The organism is Polaribacter sp. P097 (assembly GCF_036864555.1).
Lineage (GTDB): Bacteria > Bacteroidota > Bacteroidia > Flavobacteriales > Flavobacteriaceae > Polaribacter.
Window position 1 is genome coordinate 314,616 of sequence record NZ_JAZETJ010000001.1, and the last position, 21,086, is coordinate 335,701.

The 21,086-nt window shown below is 30.6% G+C and carries 23 protein-coding genes; 5 read left to right on the forward strand and 18 right to left on the reverse strand.

Features of this window, described 5'->3' with window-relative positions; all coding sequences use genetic code 11:
• Window positions 1–30 precede the first annotated feature (30 nt).
• The 4 genes from V7R38_RS01540 to V7R38_RS01555 form a co-directional block, all read right to left on the reverse strand.
• Entirely contained in the window at window positions 31–192 is a 162-nt protein-coding gene (locus V7R38_RS01540) for a DUF1328 family protein (RefSeq protein WP_015482108.1), read from the reverse strand.
• A 186-nt stretch (window positions 193–378) separates the two neighbouring features.
• On the reverse strand, window positions 379–828 hold the full coding sequence (locus V7R38_RS01545; RefSeq protein ID WP_015482107.1) for a ferritin-like domain-containing protein: 450 nt from the start codon (window positions 826–828) through the stop codon (window positions 379–381).
• Between the two features lie 158 nt (window positions 829–986).
• Window positions 987–2,072 carry a DNA topoisomerase IB gene (locus tag V7R38_RS01550; RefSeq protein ID WP_334055761.1) on the reverse strand — a complete coding sequence of 362 codons (1,086 nt, stop codon included), beginning with the start codon at window positions 2,070–2,072 and terminating at the stop codon, window positions 987–989.
• 3 nt (window positions 2,073–2,075) lie between these two features.
• A complete protein-coding gene (locus tag V7R38_RS01555; protein WP_334055762.1) occupies window positions 2,076–2,510 on the reverse strand; it encodes a hemerythrin domain-containing protein in 435 nt (144 codons plus the stop codon).
• 167 nt (window positions 2,511–2,677) lie between these two features.
• Between V7R38_RS01555 and V7R38_RS01560 the strand changes: the two genes are divergently transcribed.
• Window positions 2,678–3,703: a helix-turn-helix domain-containing protein gene (locus tag V7R38_RS01560; protein WP_334055763.1), complete on the forward strand. Its 1,026-nt coding sequence runs from the start codon at window positions 2,678–2,680 to the stop codon at window positions 3,701–3,703.
• A 60-nt stretch (window positions 3,704–3,763) separates the two neighbouring features.
• Here the strand turns inward: V7R38_RS01560 and V7R38_RS01565 are convergent, their stop codons facing one another.
• The 10 genes from V7R38_RS01565 to V7R38_RS01610 form a co-directional block, all read right to left on the reverse strand.
• On the reverse strand, window positions 3,764–4,348 hold the full coding sequence (locus V7R38_RS01565; protein ID WP_334055764.1) for a hypothetical protein: 585 nt from the start codon (window positions 4,346–4,348) through the stop codon (window positions 3,764–3,766).
• A gap of 24 nt (window positions 4,349–4,372) precedes the next feature.
• Complete coding sequence (locus V7R38_RS01570) at window positions 4,373–4,573, reverse strand: DUF6327 family protein (protein ID WP_334055765.1); 201 nt, start codon at window positions 4,571–4,573, stop codon at window positions 4,373–4,375.
• A 10-nt stretch (window positions 4,574–4,583) separates the two neighbouring features.
• On the reverse strand, window positions 4,584–4,979 hold the full coding sequence (locus tag V7R38_RS01575) for a hypothetical protein (protein ID WP_334055766.1): 396 nt from the start codon (window positions 4,977–4,979) through the stop codon (window positions 4,584–4,586).
• Between the two features lie 5 nt (window positions 4,980–4,984).
• Window positions 4,985–5,341, reverse strand: a complete 357-nt coding sequence (locus V7R38_RS01580) for a YtxH domain-containing protein (protein ID WP_334055767.1) — start codon at window positions 5,339–5,341, stop codon at window positions 4,985–4,987.
• A 111-nt stretch (window positions 5,342–5,452) separates the two neighbouring features.
• The gene (locus tag V7R38_RS01585; protein WP_334055768.1) at window positions 5,453–6,304 is read right to left on the reverse strand and encodes a biotin-dependent carboxyltransferase family protein; all 852 of its coding nucleotides are present in this window, start codon (window positions 6,302–6,304) and stop codon (window positions 5,453–5,455) included.
• Window positions 6,297–7,034, reverse strand: a complete 738-nt coding sequence (pxpB, locus tag V7R38_RS01590) for a 5-oxoprolinase subunit PxpB (protein WP_334055769.1) — start codon at window positions 7,032–7,034, stop codon at window positions 6,297–6,299. Before pxpB ends, V7R38_RS01585 begins: the two co-directional genes overlap by 8 nt.
• The gene (gene pxpA, locus V7R38_RS01595; protein WP_334055770.1) at window positions 7,021–7,752 is read right to left on the reverse strand and encodes a 5-oxoprolinase subunit PxpA; all 732 of its coding nucleotides are present in this window, start codon (window positions 7,750–7,752) and stop codon (window positions 7,021–7,023) included. The genes pxpB and pxpA overlap by 14 nt, the downstream gene beginning before the upstream one ends.
• Complete coding sequence (locus V7R38_RS01600; protein ID WP_334055771.1) at window positions 7,753–8,979, reverse strand: Nramp family divalent metal transporter; 1,227 nt, start codon at window positions 8,977–8,979, stop codon at window positions 7,753–7,755. It abuts the gene before it with no gap.
• 96 nt (window positions 8,980–9,075) lie between these two features.
• Window positions 9,076–10,686: a phosphoenolpyruvate carboxykinase (ATP) gene (pckA, locus tag V7R38_RS01605; protein WP_334055772.1), complete on the reverse strand. Its 1,611-nt coding sequence runs from the start codon at window positions 10,684–10,686 to the stop codon at window positions 9,076–9,078.
• 84 nt (window positions 10,687–10,770) lie between these two features.
• Window positions 10,771–11,151 carry a DUF423 domain-containing protein gene (locus tag V7R38_RS01610; RefSeq protein ID WP_334055773.1) on the reverse strand — a complete coding sequence of 127 codons (381 nt, stop codon included), beginning with the start codon at window positions 11,149–11,151 and terminating at the stop codon, window positions 10,771–10,773.
• A gap of 72 nt (window positions 11,152–11,223) precedes the next feature.
• Between V7R38_RS01610 and V7R38_RS01615 the strand changes: the two genes are divergently transcribed.
• A complete protein-coding gene (locus V7R38_RS01615; RefSeq protein WP_334055774.1) occupies window positions 11,224–12,591 on the forward strand; it encodes a saccharopine dehydrogenase family protein in 1,368 nt (455 codons plus the stop codon).
• Here V7R38_RS01615 and V7R38_RS01620 read toward each other — a convergent pair whose 3' ends face one another.
• The gene (locus tag V7R38_RS01620) at window positions 12,592–13,260 is read right to left on the reverse strand and encodes a tRNA1(Val) (adenine(37)-N6)-methyltransferase (RefSeq protein WP_334055775.1); all 669 of its coding nucleotides are present in this window, start codon (window positions 13,258–13,260) and stop codon (window positions 12,592–12,594) included.
• Between the two features lie 133 nt (window positions 13,261–13,393).
• Here V7R38_RS01620 and V7R38_RS01625 point away from each other — a divergent pair, with 133 nt between their 5' ends.
• The gene (locus V7R38_RS01625) at window positions 13,394–13,822 is read left to right on the forward strand and encodes a hypothetical protein (RefSeq protein ID WP_015482091.1); all 429 of its coding nucleotides are present in this window, start codon (window positions 13,394–13,396) and stop codon (window positions 13,820–13,822) included.
• A gap of 14 nt (window positions 13,823–13,836) precedes the next feature.
• Here V7R38_RS01625 and rimM read toward each other — a convergent pair whose 3' ends face one another.
• Window positions 13,837–14,367: a ribosome maturation factor RimM gene (rimM, locus tag V7R38_RS01630; protein ID WP_334055776.1), complete on the reverse strand. Its 531-nt coding sequence runs from the start codon at window positions 14,365–14,367 to the stop codon at window positions 13,837–13,839.
• 14 nt (window positions 14,368–14,381) lie between these two features.
• Complete coding sequence (locus V7R38_RS01635; protein WP_334055777.1) at window positions 14,382–14,945, reverse strand: 30S ribosomal protein S16; 564 nt, start codon at window positions 14,943–14,945, stop codon at window positions 14,382–14,384.
• A gap of 282 nt (window positions 14,946–15,227) precedes the next feature.
• On the opposite strand from V7R38_RS01635, the gene V7R38_RS01640 reads away from it, so the two are divergent.
• Together V7R38_RS01640 and dnaE are read left to right on the forward strand one after the other, a co-directional pair.
• Entirely contained in the window at window positions 15,228–15,674 is a 447-nt protein-coding gene (locus V7R38_RS01640; RefSeq protein ID WP_334055778.1) for a ferritin-like domain-containing protein, read from the forward strand.
• A gap of 144 nt (window positions 15,675–15,818) precedes the next feature.
• Window positions 15,819–20,156 (forward strand): DNA polymerase III subunit alpha, encoded by a 4,338-nt coding sequence (gene dnaE / locus V7R38_RS01645; RefSeq protein WP_334055779.1) that lies wholly within the window; start codon window positions 15,819–15,821, stop codon window positions 20,154–20,156.
• Here the strand turns inward: dnaE and gldA are convergent.
• A complete protein-coding gene (gene gldA, locus V7R38_RS01650; RefSeq protein WP_334055780.1) occupies window positions 20,153–21,046 on the reverse strand; it encodes a gliding motility-associated ABC transporter ATP-binding subunit GldA in 894 nt (297 codons plus the stop codon). The genes dnaE and gldA overlap by 4 nt on opposite strands.
• Between the last annotated feature and the right edge of the window lie 40 nt (window positions 21,047–21,086).

Below are 21,086 nucleotides of genomic sequence, written 5' to 3' on the forward strand. Positions count from 1 at the left end.
TATACTTTTTCTTTTTCTTTATATATTTATCTATACTTTTTTTCTTCCAGTAATTAATGATATTAAGAAAAGAATAATAAACACAACAAATACAATTTTAGCTATTCCAGCTGCTGCACCTGCTATTCCACCAAAGCCCAAGACTCCAGCAATTAATGCGATTATTATAAAAATGATTGCCCAACGTAACATAGTTTAAAGTTTTTTTAGTTAATATTAAATAGTTACTATAACTATCTCTCTTACAGTAAAATTAACTCTTTTATACAGAGATCTTTAACTCTTATAAAGCTAATTTTAACTCAAATAAGGTGGGTATAAAACAAGAAAAAGGTTGCCTTTTCAGGCAACCTAAATCAATCAACCAACCTTAAATCTCTAGTGTAAATCTTCTAAAGATTTAATATTTTCCAATCCTATTTGGATTTTATTTTTCTGTGCTTCTAATACTGTTTTTGTACTACTTGGTAGTGTAGTTTCATTTAAAACTTCATCATAATCATCAATAGCAGTTTTTTCACCTCTAATTGATTCTTCTAACATAGATTCTTCGTTATCTAATGACAACATTGCTTTAATATCCATCCAAGCTCTGTGTGCAGTTCCTGTTAAACTACCACCTTTATCTACTTCTTGATTAAACGATTTAATTTCTTCTTTTAACTCATGTCCAAAATTATATCTCTCTTTGGCTTTTGAAGTAAAATAGTTTTTTAATGCTGGGTTACTAATATTATCTGCTGCGTTTTTAAAACCTTTTTCAGCATCATATGTTCTTTCTAATAATCCGTTTAATTTTTTTCCAACTTCTTCTGTATAAGTACTCATTTCATTTAAATTTTACGTGATTGTTCAACTTGTTTAAAGATGTTGAACAGTTTACATCTTGCAATTTTTTGCTTTCTTTTTCTTACACTACAAAGATATGGGCTTTAAAGGGTTTGTCTTTGTTCATTCGAAATTGAACTTGACTCATATGATATTAGTTACATATCAATTACAGGATTATAATCTTCTAATAAAGTCATCATTGCTTTTTCTGAATGTGAAAAATTGGTATAACTTTTCTTAAAATCTTCTACTTGTTTAAAATAAGTGTTGATGCTAGAATCCTTATAGGTTTTTAGAATATGAGGATGTATGTAATATTTACGAGAAACATTTCTGGTGTTTCCTAATTCCTTAGCTGTAACATCTATTGCTTGTAGCCTATTTTTCTTATTTTGATTTTCATCTTTCTCAATTCCAAAATCCATTAGGGTATTAAAAGCAATTAAAGATGCAGACCACGTTCTAAAATCTTTGGCCGTAAATAATTCTCCACATAAATTGTGAATGTATTCATTAACAGAACTGCTGTCTATTTCCTTTTTGATACCATCTTCATCATAATACTGAAAGAGCTTCCAGCCAGGAATTTCTTGACATTGATTCACCAACTTAATTAGCTTCTTATTCCTTAATGTAATTTTATGTTCCTTACCTCTTTTACCAACAAATTCAAACCTTATTTTGTTATTCTCTTTGGTAAGATGTTTTGTTCTTAAAGTAGTAATGCCATAGGTTTTATTTCGCTTTGCGTATTGCGTATTACCAATTCTTATGTGAGTTTCTTCAAGTAATTTTACAATTAAAGCCAAAACTTTGGTTTTAGTCCAAGTAGGTTGTTCTAAATCCTTATTTACTTTACTTCTAATTTTTGGTAGATTCTTTCCAAAATCTATCATTTTAATAAACTTGGTTTTGTTTCTTACAGCATTCCATTTAGAATGATACCTATATTGTTTTCTCCCTCTTGCATCTCTACCCACAGCTTGTAAATGCCCATTATCTAAATCAGAAATTCTAACTTTTTTCCACATTGGAGGTATCACCAAAGTTTGAATTCTTTTCAGTACGTTTTGATCTGATACTAAACTGCCCGCTTTTTGATAAGCAAAGGTTTTGCCTTTCTTAACACGATTTATAGATAAATTAAAATCATTTACATAAACCAAATCAAAGTACTCTAAAGAGTCTTCTGGCTTGGTAAAAATATTTTTAACAAGAGATTTATCTATAACTTTTATCATGTACTATAAATTTTGCTCCATATAATTTGTGTAGTCTTTTGCTAATGATGTTTTCTCTTTTTCTGTAAATACTTTACCTGCCAATTGAAAAAACACATGTTCTTCATCTTCTAAGTGATGTTCTACTTTTTCTTTTAATTGTTTGGCAAATTTTAGCCAAGCAGATGAATCATACTCTGTTTCATCTAACTTTTCTATCAACTCATCAATTTCATGATGTTCTGCAATTCCATGTCTCGCTTTTTCTTGCATCATATCATTACTAATTAAGGGCTTGTAAAAATGTCTTTCTTCTGCATCTGCATGTATTTCTAATTCCTTTTTTAAAGCCTTATAAATTTCATCTCTCTTTTTAGAATCGCCTGAAGTATCTACTAATTTGTCTAAAAGATCTCTTTGAGTGTCATGATCTTTTCTAATTTGTTCAAAAATATTCATAGTTGTTTTTTTTTATTGATTTACTCAAAAATAAATTCTTCAGTAGGTTTTTATTAACGCATTTCAACTAAATATTAATCGAATCAGGCAGGTGCATTTAATTTTAAACTACCTTTACTGATATTTGTTTATCATTTAAATTTAGACAAACACTAGACATATATATTATGATAAATGTTGAAATTAATGCTGATGGTCCTATAGACTTTTTAGAGCAATTACAAGAGGCAATTGGTGGCGAAATCACTGAAAGATGGAGCGAATTTGTACTTACCATAAATAATGAAAATGCGATAGGATCTATTAGATATATACCCTTTGACTGGGGTGTGAATCTTTTAGATTTTAATATAAAATTTCACAAAGAATTATTTCTTCATATTCAATCTCAAGAAGATTTTAATCCTATTCGATTTATTTATCCTTCTCTTGGAAGTTTAAAACATAAATTCGGCATTCATAATACCATCAAAGAAGTTGGGCAATTTCAATCTTTAATTTTCACCAATACAGATGGTGGTTATAATGATATTATTTTTCCCAAAGATGAAAAGTTAGAAATCAATATCATACAGATTGTTAGAAAACAATTTTTAAAAAAAAGAACTACAAATGTATCAACACTAAACACACAACTTTATGAAGTTTTTGTAGATACAGATCATGAAAACAGATTTTCTAGTTATGGAACATTAAATCTTAAAATGGCAGATTTGATTAATGGAATGCATAAAATAAAAGCCAAAGGCATGTTGCGAATTCTAAAAATTGAAGCTAGGATTTATGAGATTTTGTCTATGCATATTCAACAACACAATAGAATTTTATCTGGTACAAAATTACCAGAAGGTATTAACAAGAGTGATTTGAAAATTGTGCGAAAAATTGGTAATGCTATTTTAAAACATCCTGCCAAGGAATATTCTTTAAATCAACTTTCATTTAAATCTGGTTTAACTCAAGCCAAATTGCAAGAAGGATTTAAGTATTTATATAAACGAACAGTTACAGAATATATTAGACATGTGCGTTTAGAGAGTGCCAGAGATATGCTTAAAAATTCTGATTTAAATATTTCTCAAATCGTTTATAGTATAGGGTTTAGTAGCCGAAGTTATTTTTCTAAAATTTTTAAAGAAAAATATAATATTACACCCAACAGTTTTAAAAAAAAATTAAAAAAAGTAGCGTAATAAAAAAGCCTTGATATTATAAAAATATCAAGGCTTTAAAATCAACCAACCATTATAAAATTATTTGGTATAGATAACTTTATAATCATTTCCTAATTTTTCGTTTAAGGTGTTCATGTCTGAATAGTACTTGTATTTTGTGTTAAATACTCTATCTGGTCTTTCACCAATAACATAGTATTTTACATTCATATCTGGAGCATTTAAAGTAACTTGGTCAGATACCCTAATTTTTTTATCGCCTAAAGTTGTAGTCATTTCTTCTAATTCAGAAATTACAATTAGGTTGTTATTCATTGCTCTAATTTCTTTAATTTCAATAGCATGTTCCTTATCTGAAACCTCTGCTTCTACCATTAAAGTCTGTTCTTCTTTTTCGCCATCTACATCATCTGGCATTTCTACATCTACATAAGGTACTTCTACTTCTACCTCTTCCATTACTACAACTACTTTTGGTACTGTTACCATTTTTGTTGTTGTACCTACATTAACTTCTGCCCAGTCTACATCAAAAGCTGGTAATTGTCCAGCTTCTGTATCAATATCTACATCTACTTCTGGTAATTTGGTTTTCTTAGTTTGGTCTACATCACAACTTACTAATAGAGCAGCTGTCATGATTGTCATAATTACTTTTTTCATAATTTTTTTTTTGTTTAATTAATTTTATTTAAAAAATTTCTTAACTAATAATAAAGCTCCATACTTTCCTAAAAATTTTAAAGCACCACCCAAAATATTCATGGGTTTTAAGGTTTCTTCAAAATCTTGTTTTACCCCTTTTAATTCTTGATAAGCAATTTGCCTTTCTAAGTTTAAAACCTTCAGGTCATATTCTATTTGCTCGAAGTTTTGGTATGATTTCATTATTAATGTTTTAGTTTGATTTGTTTTTAACTATTTCTTTAGGTGTCAAGCTATCTTCTGTACTAAAGAACTTATCTGCAAAAGTGGTAATTACAGCTTTGTTTATTTTCTTTCTTAAAAGAAAAGCAATAAATGCAAATATTAAGAATATTAAGAAAATACTTAAAAATCCTAAAGGCATGCTATTTAAAGCGTTACCTATTGCTAAAGCTCCTGAAATAGATAAAAATAATATTGAGATTAAAAACAAGATTCCAATAACAAACACCTTAGCCAATAAAGCTATATTAGAGGTAAGCAAATGAAAAGTCTTAAGTTTTATATACTTGTATGAAGTTTCTGAATATCTTTTTGCTATATCTATAGTACTATCTGAAGTGCTATTTTTAGTTTCTTGATTGAACATCTATATTATACAGTTTGATTAAATTTATCTTCTAAATCCTCTACCGTATTTTTTTGTAGATGCTTGTTTTTCTCTTTTAATTCACTCAACTTTCTTTCTAGTGTAGTAATTACATCTTCAGCTTTATAGCTAACATTAGACATTACACTTTCTAACTGAGTTTCTAAATTTTGTTTTTGATTAGATACTGTAGAACTCACTTGGCTCTTAACTTCTTCTGCAGTTTCTGCAAGTTTATCTTTAGCCACTAAAGCTTCAGCCATTAATTTCTTTCTAGTTTCTTCTCCTTTATCTGGAGCATATAAAATACCTAAAATACTACCTACTGCAGCACCTAATACAAAATTTGATAAATTACTCATGGTTTTTGATTTTTTTTAATTGTTCAACTTAGTTTTTGTGCTTAATTAAACACACTACAAAGATATCTTAGAGCCAAACTTTAACTTAACTCATAAAAATGAAACTTTAACTCAAATGAGTTTCACTACAAATTTAAAAAAATCTAAACTAGTTTTTTGCGCTAATTGATTTATTGATTTTTCTGTTAGTTGCAGTATTCTTGGGTAACCACCAGTTGTTTGACAATCTCTCATTAATACAATTAAAACTCCAGAAGGTGTAAGCTGCACTGTGCCTGGCAAAACAGATGACGTTAGTATTTGTGGCAAAGCATTTTGCATTTCTTCTTTCAATTTATAACCCATTCTAGAATTGTCTCTAGAAATTGTAAATGTGTTGTTTTGCAAAAATTCTTTCTGATGATCATTCAACAAACCAAACTCAGGCCCTTCATAACAAGTTAATTCTGTATTCGTAAAATGATTTCTAATGGTTTTTATAGATGATTGATTTTCAAAACTTTTCTCTTTATATTCTTGAAAAGGTAAAAAGTCTCCTTTTTTAAAAAGTGCTTGTTTAGTAATATTAGGATAAAAACTTCTGCTATTTAATTGCTTCTCTGTTAAAAATCCGCCTTTTAAGGCTAAGTAAGAACGAGCTCCATAGTTTACCTTCCCAAAACTAAGGATGTCATTTTTAACTATTGATATCTTTTTATTGAGAGAAATTGGCAAACGGTTTATAGTTGCATTTACATCTGCACCTGTAATACAAATTACAGTATCAGTTAAGAATTGAAATTCACAATTCCCTAAGGTTATTTCTAAAACTGCTTCATGAACTTCATTGTTTAAAATAGCATTTGCCAAATCTGCAGAATACGAATCCATAGCTCCTGAATTTGGCACTCCTAAAGCAGCAAAACCAAACCTACCTTTATCTTGAATACTACTTAAAAAACCTGCTTTTAAAACTTTAAGCATGATGTAAAGTATTAATCAATTCGTATTTATTTTGTTTGATTTGCACTACAATTTCATGGTATTCTTTAACAGTAACTGCCTTAAATCTTATAATATCACCAGGTTTTGCAAAGCAAGGATTCTCTTTTTCAATATCAAAAAAATCAATTGGAGTATTACCAATAATATTCCAACCTCCAGAAGAAATATTAGGATAAATTCCTGTTTGTTTACCACCAATAGCCACAGCTCCTTTAGGAACTCTTAACCTAGGATTTGGTTTTCTGTCAAAATATAGTTGCTCATTCAAACCTCCTAAATATAAAAAGCCAGGTAGAAAACCAATGAAGTAAACTTTATAAATACTATTGGTATGTAACTCAATTACCTCCTCAACTTTTAAGCTTGATTGTAAGGCAATTTCCTGTAAATCTATACCAAACTGCAAATCATAACATACAGGTATTTCCCATACAAGATTTACTTGTTTTAAAGGTTCTGAATTTGTTTTGTAAATAGTTTGTAAAGCTTCCACCTCTTCATTAAAATTACTAACGAGTGAAGTATATACTAAAGTTAACGAATTATAACCTTGAATTACATCAACAATTTTTGAACTATGTCTTTTTAATAGTTTCGTTTTGAATACTAAAATATCCTCAAAAATTTCATCATTAATAATTGCAGGCCATTCTATAAGAATTGCTTGAGAACCAAACTGCTTGTATGTTATATTTTTATCTGATAACAAAACCTTCTTTTTGAAGTTGTCTATGTAAATGGCGTACTATTTCTAAAATATTTTCAGAATCTCCATGAACACAAAAAGTATCAGCTTTAATTGGCACCTTTAACCCCGATATTGTTTTTACTTTATTATGCTTTAAAATAAAAATAACATGATTAAGCACGTCTGATTTATCTACAAGCAATGCATTTTTTTCGATTCTAGAGACTAGAGTTAAATCATCATTATAATTTCTATCTGCAAAGGCCTCGTATTTTATTTTAATATCACTTTGTAACGCAATTTTTTCAATTACAGAATTGTAAGGCACGTATAAAAAAGCACTATTTAAATAGGGTTTTAAAATCTCTACAATGGTTTTTGCCAAGTGCTCATCAACTGCTATGGCATTATACAAAGCTCCATGAGGTTTTATATGATGTAACTCTTTCTGCACCAAAGACAATCTTTCTAAAAAAAGATCTAATTGATGGGTAATACTTTCCTTCAGCTTAGTTTTTGATAGCTCCATAAATCTTCTCCCAAAATTTTCTTTATCAGGAAAAGAAGGATGTGCACCAATTTTAACTCCATTTTCAACAGCCAATTGTATTGTTTTATCAATGGTTTGTTTATCGCCAAAATGACCTCCACAAGCAATATTACAAGATGATATATAAGGCATTATCAAATGCTCATTGGCTACTCCTTCTCCAACATCACAATTAATATCAACTTTCATTTAGATAAAATTAAAAACTTTTAAAATTCCTTTTACTCCTAAGAAAATCGAAATTAGCAAAATTATAAAACCGATAAAATTCTGAGTTTTGGTATTTACATAATTACCTAAAACATTCCTTTTATTCATAATCCATAATAAAATACCTGCTATTATCGGCAATAACATTCCATTTGCAATTTGGGCAAACTTGATAATTTCAATTGGTTTAATACCTATAGAGGAAAATAAAACACCCAAAACTAATATAATCATCCAAACTAACCTGAACCATCTAGACTGCAAACCACCTTTGAAGCCCAAACAACCTTTGGCTACATAAGCTGCTGCTAAAGGAGCTGTAATTGCTGATGTAATGCCTGCTGCAAATAAACCAAGTGCTAAAAAGTATTTGGCAAATTCTCCATACAAAGGTGATAATCCTATAGCTAAATCAGCTGCATTTAAAATATCTTTAGAAGGTATAGAGGCTGCAGAAATAATAATGGCAATAGAAACTAAACCTCCTAATGTGATAGAAACAATTGTATCTTTTTTAGCGAGTTTAAAATCCTTTTTTTTATGCCATTTTTCTTTAACTAAAGAAGCATGTAAAAACAAATTATAGGGCACTACAGTTGTACCTATTAAACCAATTACAGTTAGTAAACTCTGATCAGGAAATTTAGGAATAAATAATCCTTGTAAAATAGCCATGATATTTGGCCTTGTGATAATAGCAGTGAGCACAAAGGAAAAACTCATCAATAACACTAAAGTAACCAATGCCTTTTCTAAAAATTTATAATTACCAATGTATAATAATAGAAAGGCAATACTACCAATTACGTAACTCATTAAATTGATATTGAGCTCCCCAAGACTATAAATAAATTCACCAAAAACAGTTTCTAAACCTAGAATTCCACCACTAATATTTCCTGCTTCATAAGAGGCATTTCCAATTACAATAGCTCCTAAAATTAATAGTGTAATGAATTGTTTTAAAAACGGAACTTTAATTTCTTCTCTAATAACTTCAGATAAGCCTTTTTGAGAAATGACGCCCAATCTTGCAGCCATTTCTTGTAAAACTATAGTTGCAATTATCGATAGTAACATTGCCCAAAGCAGATTAAACCCAAAGTTTACACCTGCTATTGTGCATAAAGTTACGGTTCCTGGCCCAATGAAAGCAGCAGCTACCAAAGTACCTGGGCCAATATTCTGAAACCATTTTTTAATCATTCCATTTAAAATTTTATGAACTAAAGATACTTTTTTAAAACAAAAAACACCTCATAAAAATGAGGCGTTTCTGATTTAAACTAAAAACAATGTTCACTAGTAAGCATATCTTTGAGGTCCACCTCTTCGAATTTCTTCGCTTGCAAATTCTTCGAATTGCTTAAAATTATTTCTAAATGCATTCGATAATTTAAAGGCAGTTTCATAGTATGCGTCATCATTATTCCAAGTTGCTCTCGGACTTAATAATTCTGTTGGCACACCTGGACAAGTTCTTGGTTGTGCTACACCAAATACTGAGTGAATATGATAATCTTCGTAAGTATAATCTTTTAAATCTCCGTTTAAAACAGCAGTAATCATTGCTCTTGTGTATTTCAATGGCATTCTTCTTCCAACACCATATTTACCTCCAGACCAACCTGTGTTTACCAACCAAACGTTTACACCTGCTTCTGTCATTTTCTTACTTAGCATCTCTGCATACCTTGTTGGATGCAAAGGCATAAATGGTGCACCAAAACACGCCGAAAAACTTGGTACTGGCTCTGTAACACCTGCTTCTGTACCTGCAACTTTAGCTGTATAACCAGATATAAAGTGATATGCAGCTTGACTTGGTGTTAATTTAGATATTGGAGGCAAGACACCAAAAGCATCTGCCGTTAAAAAGAAAATATTCTTTGGATTTTTACCAATAGATGGTTCCTGAATATTATCTATATGATAAATAGGGTAACTTACTCTTGTATTTTGAGTAATTGAAGTGTCTGCAAAATCAACAACTCCATTGTCATCCATAATAACATTTTCTAAAATGGCACCTTTTTTAATTGCCGAGAAAATTTCTGGCTCTTGTTCTTGAGATAGGTTAATTACTTTAGCATAACAACCACCTTCAAAATTAAAAACAGTGTTTTCTGCTGTCCAACCATGTTCATCATCACCAATTAAACTTCTGTTTGGATCTGTAGATAAAGTTGTTTTACCTGTACCTGATAAACCAAAGAAAATAGCTGTATCCCCATCTTTACCAACATTGGCAGAACAGTGCATAGGCAACGTATTTTTATAAACTGGTAAAATAAAGTTTAAAGCAGAGAAAATTCCTTTTTTAATTTCACCTGTATAACCTGTACCACCAATTAATGCAATTTTCTTAGAAAAATTTAAAATTGCAAAGTTGTGCTGTCGCGTTCCATCTACAGCAGCATCTGCCATAAAACCTGGTGCATTTATAACGGTCCATTCAGGACTAAAATCTACCAACTCTTCTTCTGTTGGTCTTAAGAACATATTGTAAGCAAACATATTGCTCCAAGGATATTGATTAACAACTCTAATATTTAATTTATAATTTTCATCTGCACAAGCATAACTATCTCTAACATAAATTTCTTTATCAGATAAATAATCTACAACCTTATTGTAAAGACTGTCAAATTTATTTTCATCAAAAGGTAAATTGATGTTACTCCACCAAACCTCGTCTTTTGTAATATCATCTTTTACAATAAAACGATCCATAGGTGAACGTCCTGTAAACTCACCTGTATTTACAGCAATTGCGCCTAAAGATGATTCTACTCCTTGTTCTTTTTCTAAAGTTTCTTTGTGTAATTGGTTCGAAGTTAATTGGTAACGAACTGTAGCATTTTTGATTCCTAGACTATTTAACGAAATCGATTTCGTATTTGTATCTACCATATCAATATTTTTTTGATTTTATAAGTAACAAAACTAATGAATATTTTAAAACAACGTGATTATCAGAAAAGATTTATGAATTATTTAATTGTTCCTTGTTTTTTTTACGAATATTACAATCATTGAAAGCCAAGCTATTATAAAAAACAACCCTCCTAAAGGTGTAACAAACCAAATAGATTTTGCTGTGATAGAGGTTAATTGAATGCAATAGATAGAACCAGAAAAGAAAAGGATGCCTAAAAATAAAAGATAACTTATGGTATTTTTTTGTTTATCTGTAAATCCTTCATATATATTTATAAATAGTAGTACTAACACATGATACATTTGGTAACCAACAGCAGTTTCAAAACTTTGTAAAGCTTCAGGCGATAAAGCATCTTTTAAAGCATGTGCTCCAAAAGCACCTAAAATTACTGCTGACATTCCTAAAATAGCAGTAAAAATTAAATTTTTAAACATTTATTTATGTTTTTGTTAAATTTTAAACGATTATAGTATCTTCGTTTCTAGATCAAAAATACGTTTTATTTCATGAAAAATATTCTAATTATTGGTGCCGGTAAATCGAGTTCTTCTTTAATAAAGTACTTATTAGATAAAGCTGAAGAAGAAAATCTCTTTCTAACTATTGGAGATCTAGATATTAAAAATGCGTCTGAATTAGTTAATAATTATAAAAATACAGCAGTCTTAGAATTTGACGTATTTAATGATCAGCAAAGAAAAGCTGAAATTAAAAAATCGAATTTGGTAATTTCTATGTTACCTGCAAGATTTCATATAGAAGTGGCCAAAGATTGTGTTTTTTACAAAAAACATATGGTAACTGCATCCTACATTTCTAAAGAGATGCAAAGTTTAAATGCTGATGTAATTAAGAACAACCTCATCTTTATGAATGAAATTGGTTTAGACCCAGGTCTTGATCATATGAGTGCAATGAAAGTTATCGATTCTATCAGAGAGCAAAATGGGAATATGTTGCTTTTTGAATCTTTCTGTGGTGGATTGGTTGCCCCTGAAAGTGATACTAATTTATGGAATTATAAATTTACTTGGAATCCTAGAAATGTGGTTTTGGCTGGCCAAGGAGGAGCTGCCATGTTTATTCAAGAAAGCACATATAAATACATTCCTTACCATAGATTATTTCGAAGAACAGAGTTTTTAAAAATAGAAGATGAGAGGTATGAGGCTTATGCAAATAGAGACTCGTTAAAATATAGAAGCGTTTACGGTTTAGACAACATACCAACAATGTATAGGGGTACCATTAGAAGAATTGGTTTTTCTAGGGCTTGGAATATTTTTGTACAGTTGGGCATGACAGATGATTCCTATCAAATTGAGGATTCTGAAAATATGAGTTATCGTGATTTTGTCAACTTATTTTTAGCTTACTCACCCTCAGATTCTGTAGAATTAAAATTACGTTCTTATTTAAAGATTGATCAAGATGATATTATGTGGGAAAAATTGCTAGAACTAGACCTTTTTAATCCGAATAAAAAAATAAAACTAAAAAATGCTACTCCTGCACAAATTCTTCAAAAAATATTAGAAGATTCATGGACTTTAAAAAGCGAGGACAAAGACATGATTGTAATGCAGCATTTATTTGGTTTTGAAAAAAATGGAGAGAAAAAACAATTAGAAAGTAGTTTGGTAGTAAAAGGAGAAAATCAAACTTATACAGCAATGGCTAAAACTGTTGGATTACCTGTTGCAATTGCAGCACTAAAAATTTTAAAAGGAGAAATAAAAACACCTGGAGTTCAACTACCACTTTCTAAAGAAGTCTATGACCCAATTTTAAAAGAACTAGAAACTTATGGAATTGCTTTTAAAGAAAAGGAAGTGCCTTATTTAGGGTACAATCCTAATCATGTAAGAGGATAATTACATTTTTAAATAAAACGCTTTGGTTAAGGCAATGTAAGGCTCTGTATATTTATGTCTTTCTGTTTCAATTGTTAATTCTTGATAATCTACATCTTTCTCTTGAAAAGAAAACTCAAGTAAACTCCTTTTGACCTCTGAGCTTTCATTGCCTCTAACATGACAAATTCGATTAACATATAAGTCATATCTCTTTGCCAAATCAATAAACATTGCTTCTTCTTTTCTTGGTATTATGGTTGAAAATTGGCCATCATCACTTAAAATTTTGGCAACATTTTTTAATAAATCATTAAAAGATAATGATGAGGTAAATCTTGCTTTATTTCTAGAATCATTCTCCGTTTCAAATTCATCAGAATAAAAAGGAGGGTTAGAAATTACGAGATCATAGCTTTCCTCTTCTTCTGCAATTTCATCTGCAAAATCTATAAAGTTAGAGTGATAACAAAACAATCGGTCTCCCCAATCTGAACCTTCAAAATTCTCTACGGTTTGTTCGTATGCAGCTTCATCCATTTCTACAGCGTCAATTGTAAATGCTTCAGAACGTTGAGCCATCATTAAACCGAGAATTCCTGTACCAGAGCCAATATCGAGTATAGAATCTACATCATCTTTAATGGTACACCAAGCTCCAAGAAGCACACCATCTGTGCCCACTTTCATAGCAGTCTTGTCTTGGTGAATTGTAAATTGTTTAAATTTAAAAGGTTTAATAACTGTAAGTTTTTAGTTAGCGCAAAATTAACTAATATTGTAGTATTAAAATTAAATTTTTATAAAAGTAAACATCACAATTATGAAGAAAATAGTAGCCGTTTTTATGTTAGCCATTTTATATTCTTGCAGTTGTACTTGTGATGAATTAACTGCTGCTGATATTGCTGCTCAAGAAGAAGCAACTACAAACGATATTGAAATTATATTTACAACAACTGAACCTAATTATGATGAGGCTATGATTACTTATTATGATATTGATTTGGCTACAGATGTTGCAGAAGCTTACGTATTTAAATACGATACAGATGGTAACCCTTTACCTTTAAAACTAATTTTTGATAACTATAAATACGATTTTTTAGATGGTGAAGCTTTTAGAAATAACTTTAGCACCTCTGAATTAAAAGTACAAGTATTTGTAGAAGGTGAATTATTGTTAGAGAGAGCTAGCAATGGTAATGCAAATGAATTTGCGAGAGTAAACTTTAGTTTTGATATTCCTTAAAAGCAAATAGCTTTCTAACTATTTAAGTACAATTCTATTAAGCCTTCTGGAGTTTCGACTTCAATAGTCTTGTTTGCTCTGTCTACTTTTTTGATGAAATCATCTATCATAGGTATAAAGACCTCTTTTCCATTACTATCTATTTCAAACAATGGTTGTGCAGCCTTATCATTAATATGCACAATAGAACCAACTTCACCATAATTGGCATCCATAACTTTAAAACCAATTACTTCGTGAAAATAAAATTTATCTCCAGATAATTTAGGTAACAAATCCAAAGGCAAATAAATACCACATTTTAAAATAGAATCTGCTTCTTCTTCAGAATAAACATCTTCAAACTGAACTCGCAATTGATTTCCTTTGTGTAGTGAACTTTTTTCAATAAAAAATGGAACCAGATTACTGCCAAACTCGACATAAACTGATTCCATATTTTTATACAACTCAGGTTCGTCTGTATCTAATTTGATAACAACTTCACCCTTAAAACTATATTTTCTTACGATTCTGCCTAAGTAAAAACACTCTTCTTTACGCATATCGTATAAAAGTTTTACTCAGCTGATTTTTCTTCTTCTGCAACTTCAGAATCTGCAGCAGCAGCTCCTTCTTCAGCAGCAACTTCTAATGCTTCTACTTCTTCAGTAGCATCACCAGATTCTTCTACTTCTGGTAAGTTTGCAGCAATTCTAGCTTCATTTACAGCCTTTTCAGCTTCTAAAGCTTTTGCTTTAGCATCTGCTTCAGCTTTTGCTAATTTTTCTTCTTTAGAAGAAACTTTACCTTCTTTCTCTGCTAACCAAGCATTAAATTTCTCTTCTGCTTGCTCTTCAGTTAAAGCTCCTTTTCTTACACCACCTACTAAATGATTTTTTAGCATAGCTCCTTTGTAAGATAAAATTGCTTTTGCAGTATCAGTTGGCTGAGCACCATTTTGTAACCATTTTACAGCACCATCAACATCTAAGTTAATTTCAGCTGGGTTTACATTTGGGTTGTAGGTACCTATTTTTTCTAAATAGCGCCCATCTCTCTTTGCACGTGCATCTGCAGCAACAATCCAATAAAATGGCTTGCCTTTTTTACCATGTCTTTGTAATCTAATCTTTACTGGCATACTTATTAATTTTTTAAGGTTCTCGACCTTGGTTATTAAAACTCTTATTATCTCGTAATAAGCGAGCGCAAATTTACAATTTTCTTTTTAATAAAAACTAATAAAAAGAACTATAAAATATTCAGTATCAGTATTTATTAAAAAAATATAAAAATAGCGATTGAGTTAACAATCAATTCGTTTGAACAAATGTAGGGTTTGAATCTTAATTACTTTTGTATCAGATGTTAAACAATAAGCATCTTAAAATAAATTGTTGAAATTTAAAATGAAAATGATATTATGAAGTATAGTGAAAAAGTTTCGAATCAATTAAATGAATTGTTAGAGAAGAATTATGATGCCGAAAAAGGATATTTAAATGCTGCTGAAAATGTAGATAGTACAAGACTAAAAATCTTTTTTAAAAATAGAGCATCTGAAAGAAGTGAGTTTGCAAAAAATTTAAGAACAGAGATTTTATCTTATGGGCAAATTCCAGAAGATAATGGAACCTTTACAGGAGCCATGCACAGAAACTGGATGTCTTTAAAGTCTTTATTCACATCAAACGATGAAGAAGCTATTTTAGAAGAAGCTCTTAGGGGTGAAAAAGCTAGTTTTGATGAATATTCCGAAATATTAAAAGACAACGAATTTGCACCAAGTACAGAGAAATTGTTAGATAGACAGAAAATTAAAATTCAGTCTGCAATTAACTCATTAATGGTAGAAGAAGAGTTAGCATAAAAATAAATTATTTGAATTAGTTTAAGAAAGTCAATCCTTAATTGGGTTGACTTTTTTTGTTGATAAGTCTAGACAACTTATTAGTTCTAAATCTGTGTTGATTTTGTACTTTTAACCTTCCAAATTTATCAGACAAAATCTTCTATGTACTTAATTTTTGATACTGAAACTACAGGTTTACCAAAAAGCTGGAATGCCCCAATTACAGACACAGACAATTGGCCAAGATGCATACAAATTGCCTGGCAATTGCATGATGAAATGGGTAGAGTTATAGAACACAATGATTTTTTAATTCAACCTGAAGGATTTAACATTCCTTATGATGCAGAAAGAATTCATGGTATTTCTACTGAGCTAGCCCAACAAGAAGGTATTACATTAGAAGAAGGCTTGGCTTTATTTAACGAAGTTTTACAAAAAACAAAATTTGTTGTTGGTCAAAATGTAGAGTTCGATTTAAATATTATGGGCTGTGAATTTCACAGACTAGCTACAGAAACAAATCTTAATCAATTACCAGTTTTAGATACTTGTACAGAAAAAACAGCCCTTTTATGTCAAATTCCTGGTGGTAGAGGAGGTAAATTTAAACTACCCACACTTACAGAATTACACAAGCATTTATTTGGAATCGATTTTGCTGAAGCTCACAATGCAACAGCAGATGTTGAAGCTACAACTCGCTGTTTCTTAGAACTAATTCGAATTAGAGAGTTTACCAAAGAAGAGCTAGATGTAGATCAAGAATATTTTAAGAACTTTTCAGAAGAGAATCCTAAACCAATTCAATTAATTGGTTTAAAACACATCAACCTTAAAAAAGAGAGCGATAAAATACGTAAGCGTTTAGAAAAGCTAAAAGATACTGAAGAAACCAGATCTACGTCAGAAGGTTTAGCAGAATTAAAAGACGTTCAATTTGCGCATTTACACAATCATACTCAGTTTTCTGTGCTACAATCTACCATGCAAATTGGTAACATTGTAAAAGCAGCAGCTAAAGACAATATGCCTGCAGTTGCAATGACAGATACTGCAAACATGATGGCTTCCTTCCATTTTGTGAGTGCAGTATTAAACCATAACAAAACTGCAGAAACACCAATGAAACCAATAATTGGTTGTGAGTTCAATATTTGTGAAGATCATAAAAATAAATCTCAAAAAGACAATGGTTATCAAGTTGTATTACTAGCCAAAAACAAAAATGGTTATCACAATTTAGCAAAAATGTCTTCGATTGCTTTTGTTGATGGATTTTACTACGTACCAAGAATTGACAAAGAAATCATTAAAAAATACAAAGATGATATCATTGTGTTAACTGGTAATTTATATGGAGAAGTACCAAGTAAGATTTTAAATCTTGGAGAAAAACAAGCTGAAGAAGCCTTACTTTGGTGGAAAGAGCAATTTCAAGATGACTTTTACATTGAGTTGATGCGTCATAATCAACAAGATGAAAATATAGTAAACGAAACTTTATTAAAATTCTCTAAAAATCATGATATTAAAATTGTTGCTACGAACAATACTTTCTATTTAGAGAAAAAAGATGCTAATGCACACGACATTTTACTGTGTGTAAAAGATGGCGAAAAGCAAGCTACACCAAAAGGTAAAGGTCGTGGTTACAGATATGGTTTGCCTAATGAAGAATACTATTTCAAGTCTTCAGATGAAATGAAAACGCTTTTTGCAGATTTGCCTGAGGCTATTATCAATATTCAAGAAATTGTAGATAAAATTGAAATATTCACATTAGCAAGAGATGTACTTTTGCCTGCTTTTGATATTCCTGAAGAATTTAAAGATGCAAGAGATATTGAAGATGGAGGAAAACGTGGTGAAAACAATTTTTTGAAACACCTAACTTTTGAAGGTGCTAAAATACGTTATGGAGAAATAACGCCAGAAATTAAAGAACGTTTAGATTTTGAATTAGAAGTAATCGAAAAAACAGGTTATCCTGGTTACTTTTTAATTGTTGAAGATTTTATTCGCGAAGCCAGAAAAATGGATGTTGCAGTAGGCCCAGGTCGTGGTTCTGCAGCTGGTTCTGTAGTTGCTTATTGTCTTTGGATTACCAATATTGATCCTATTAAATACGATTTACTTTTTGAGCGTTTCTTAAATCCTGAACGTGTTTCTATGCCAGATATCGATATCGATTTTGATGATGAAGGTCGAGGACGTGTAATGGATTATGTAATTGATAAATATGGTGCCAACCAAGTTGCGCAAATTATAACTTACGGAACAATGGCTGCAAAATCTTCGATTAGAGATACAGCCAGAGTTTTAGATTTACCACTATTTGAAGCTGATAGAATTGCCAAATTAATTCCAGGAATAAAACTTAAAAATATATTTGGTGATGACCCTAAAAGTAAGGGTAAAGTAGATGGTTTACGTGCAGAAGAAAAACAATTAGTAGAAGAATTAAGAACCATGTCTTCTGGTTCTGATTTAGTTTCAGAAACTATAAATAAAGCTACAATTTTAGAAGGTTCTGTAAGAAATACAGGTATTCATGCTTGTGGTGTAATTATTACACCTGGTGATATTACAAATTACGTTCCTGTTGCTTTGGCTAAAGATTCAGATATGTATGTAACCCAATTTGACAACTCTGTAGTAGAATCTGCAGGTTTGTTAAAAATGGACTTCTTAGGGTTAAAGACACTAACATTAATTAAAGACACCGTAAAAATTGTAAAAGCAAAACACGGTGTAGAATTAGATCCAGAGAACTTTCCTTTAGATGATGAAAAAACATACGAGTTATTCCAAAGAGGAGAAACAGTAGGTATTTTTCAATATGAATCTCCAGGAATGCAAAAACACATGCGTTCATTAAAGCCAACTGTTTTTGCAGATTTAATTGCAATGAATGCATTGTACAGACCTGGACCAATGGAATACATTCCGAGTTTTATCAACAGAAAACACGGAACAGAAGATATTGAGTACGATTTACCAGCAATGGAAGAGTATTTGGCAGAAACTTACGGAATTACAGTTTACCAAGAGCAAGTAATGTTACTCTCGCAAAAACTGGCAGATTTTACGAAAGGTGAAGCCGATGTTTTACGTAAAGCCATGGGTAAAAAGCAAATTGCTGTACTTGATAAAATGAAACCAAAATTCATTGAGCAGGCAGGTAAAAATGGTCATGATGAAGAAAAGCTAGAAAAAATCTGGAAAGATTGGGAAGCCTTTGCAAGTTATGCCTTCAATAAATCTCACTCTACTTGTTATGCTTGGATTGCTTATCAAACTGCATATTTAAAAGCACATTATCCTGCAGAATATATGGCTTCTGTACTTTCTAACAACATGAAAGATATTAAAGCTGTTTCCTTCTTTATGGAAGAGTGTAAACGTATGGGGTTAGAGGTTCTAGGACCAGATATTAATGAATCTTATTTAAAATTTTCTGTAAATCAAGAAGGTGCTGTTCGTTTTGGAATGGCAGCTGTAAAAGGTGTTGGTGCTGCAGCTGTAAGAGCAATAATTGCTGAGCGTAAAGAAAACGGAAATTACTCCTCTATTTTTGATTTAGCAAAACGTGTAGATTTAAGAGCTGCCAATAAAAAATCTTTTGATAGTTTAATAAAAGCAGGTGCTTTTGATTCTTTTTCAGACACACATAGAGCTCAATATTTTGCTACCGATGAAAAAGGAATTACCTTCTTAGAAAGAGCAATGAAATTTGGTAGTAAGTACCAAGAAAATGAAAATTCAGCTCAAGTTTCTATGTTTGGTGAAACCTCTACTGTCCAATTTCCTGAACCAGATATTCCTGAGTGTGAAACTTGGGGAACCATGGAACTTTTATCACAAGAGAAAGAAGTAATCGGAATTTACATTTCTGCACATCCTTTAGATGATTTTAAAAATGAAATGATATTCTGTAACGCCTCTTTAAAATATTTTAAAGGCGATTTGAACAAATACGTTGGTATGAACTTATCTTTTGCAGGTATTATAACAGAAGTACAACACAGAGTATCTAAAGCAGGTAAAGGTTGGGCTTCATTCTTTATTGAGGATTATGGTGATAGTAATGAATTTCGTGTTTTCGGAGAAGATTACTTAAAGTTTAAGCATTTTCTAGTTCCTAATTCTTTCTTATTTGTGCGTGCAACAATTCAAGCTGGTTGGACCAACAAAGATGGCGTACAAGGTGAACCAAGAATTAAGTTTACAGAGTTTAAATTGCTTCATGATATTATGGATACTTTGTGTAAAAAGATTACCATTAAAATGTCTGTAGATGAACTTAGTGAAGAACGCATTTTAAATTTGGAAAGTATTTTAAGAAATGTGAATGGTACACAAAGTTTAAATTTTACAATTTGGGACGCTAAAGAAAAGATTGAATTGAGTTTACCAAGCAGAAATACTAAAATTAAAATTTCTTCTGAACTTTTGGCAACCTTAGACAAGCAGCAAATTAATTATAAGCTTAATTAAGCTGTAACTTCTCTAAAAAGTGTTTCTAAATTTTTGTTCTTGGAACTCAATTCTAGTATTTGCAAATCGTGTTGTTTAGCAAAATCGAACACTTTAGGTCGCATATCTTCTTCCGATGAAAAAGATAATTGCCAAGTTGTATCGTTTACCTTTTTTGAAGTACTTAAATGAGTTAATTGGCTAAATAATTGTTTGTCTAATATAGTGCTAAATGTAACTTCTATGATTTGTTGCTTTTTTTGATTTAAATTTTTTAAATCTTCTTCCAGCAATATTTCACCCTTCTTAATGATAACCACTTTATCGCAAACAGCTTCTACTTCTTGCATAATATGTGTAGATAATAGAACTGTTTTTTCTTTACCCAATTCTTTGATTAATGCTCTAATTTCTACCAATTGGTTTGGATCTAAACCAGTAGTTGGCTCATCTAAAATTAGTACTGATGGATTATGCAAAATAGCAGCTGCAATGCCCACTCTTTGTTGATATCCTTTAGAAAGTTGATTTATTTTTTTGTGAGCCTCTGCTGTTAAACCTACTTTTTCTATGCAACTTTCAATTTGGCTTTTATCAACTTTATATATTTGTGCTCTAAATTGTAAATATTCTCTTACATACATTTCTGCATATAAAGGATTATGTTCTGGCAAGTAACCTATATTTTTCTGACTTTCTATAGGCTTTTCTAGCACATCAATTTCATCAACCAGAACAGTACCAGAATTTGGTTTAATAAATCCTGTTAAGATTTTCATCATTGTTGATTTTCCAGCTCCATTAGGACCTAAAAACCCAATGATTTGACCCTTTTTCGCTGAAAAAGAAATATCATTTAACGCTTTTTGATCTTTATAAAGTTTAGAAACCGATGTTATTTGTATAGACATGTGTTAAGTTTTGTAACCACTAAATTGTAAACGAAAGATA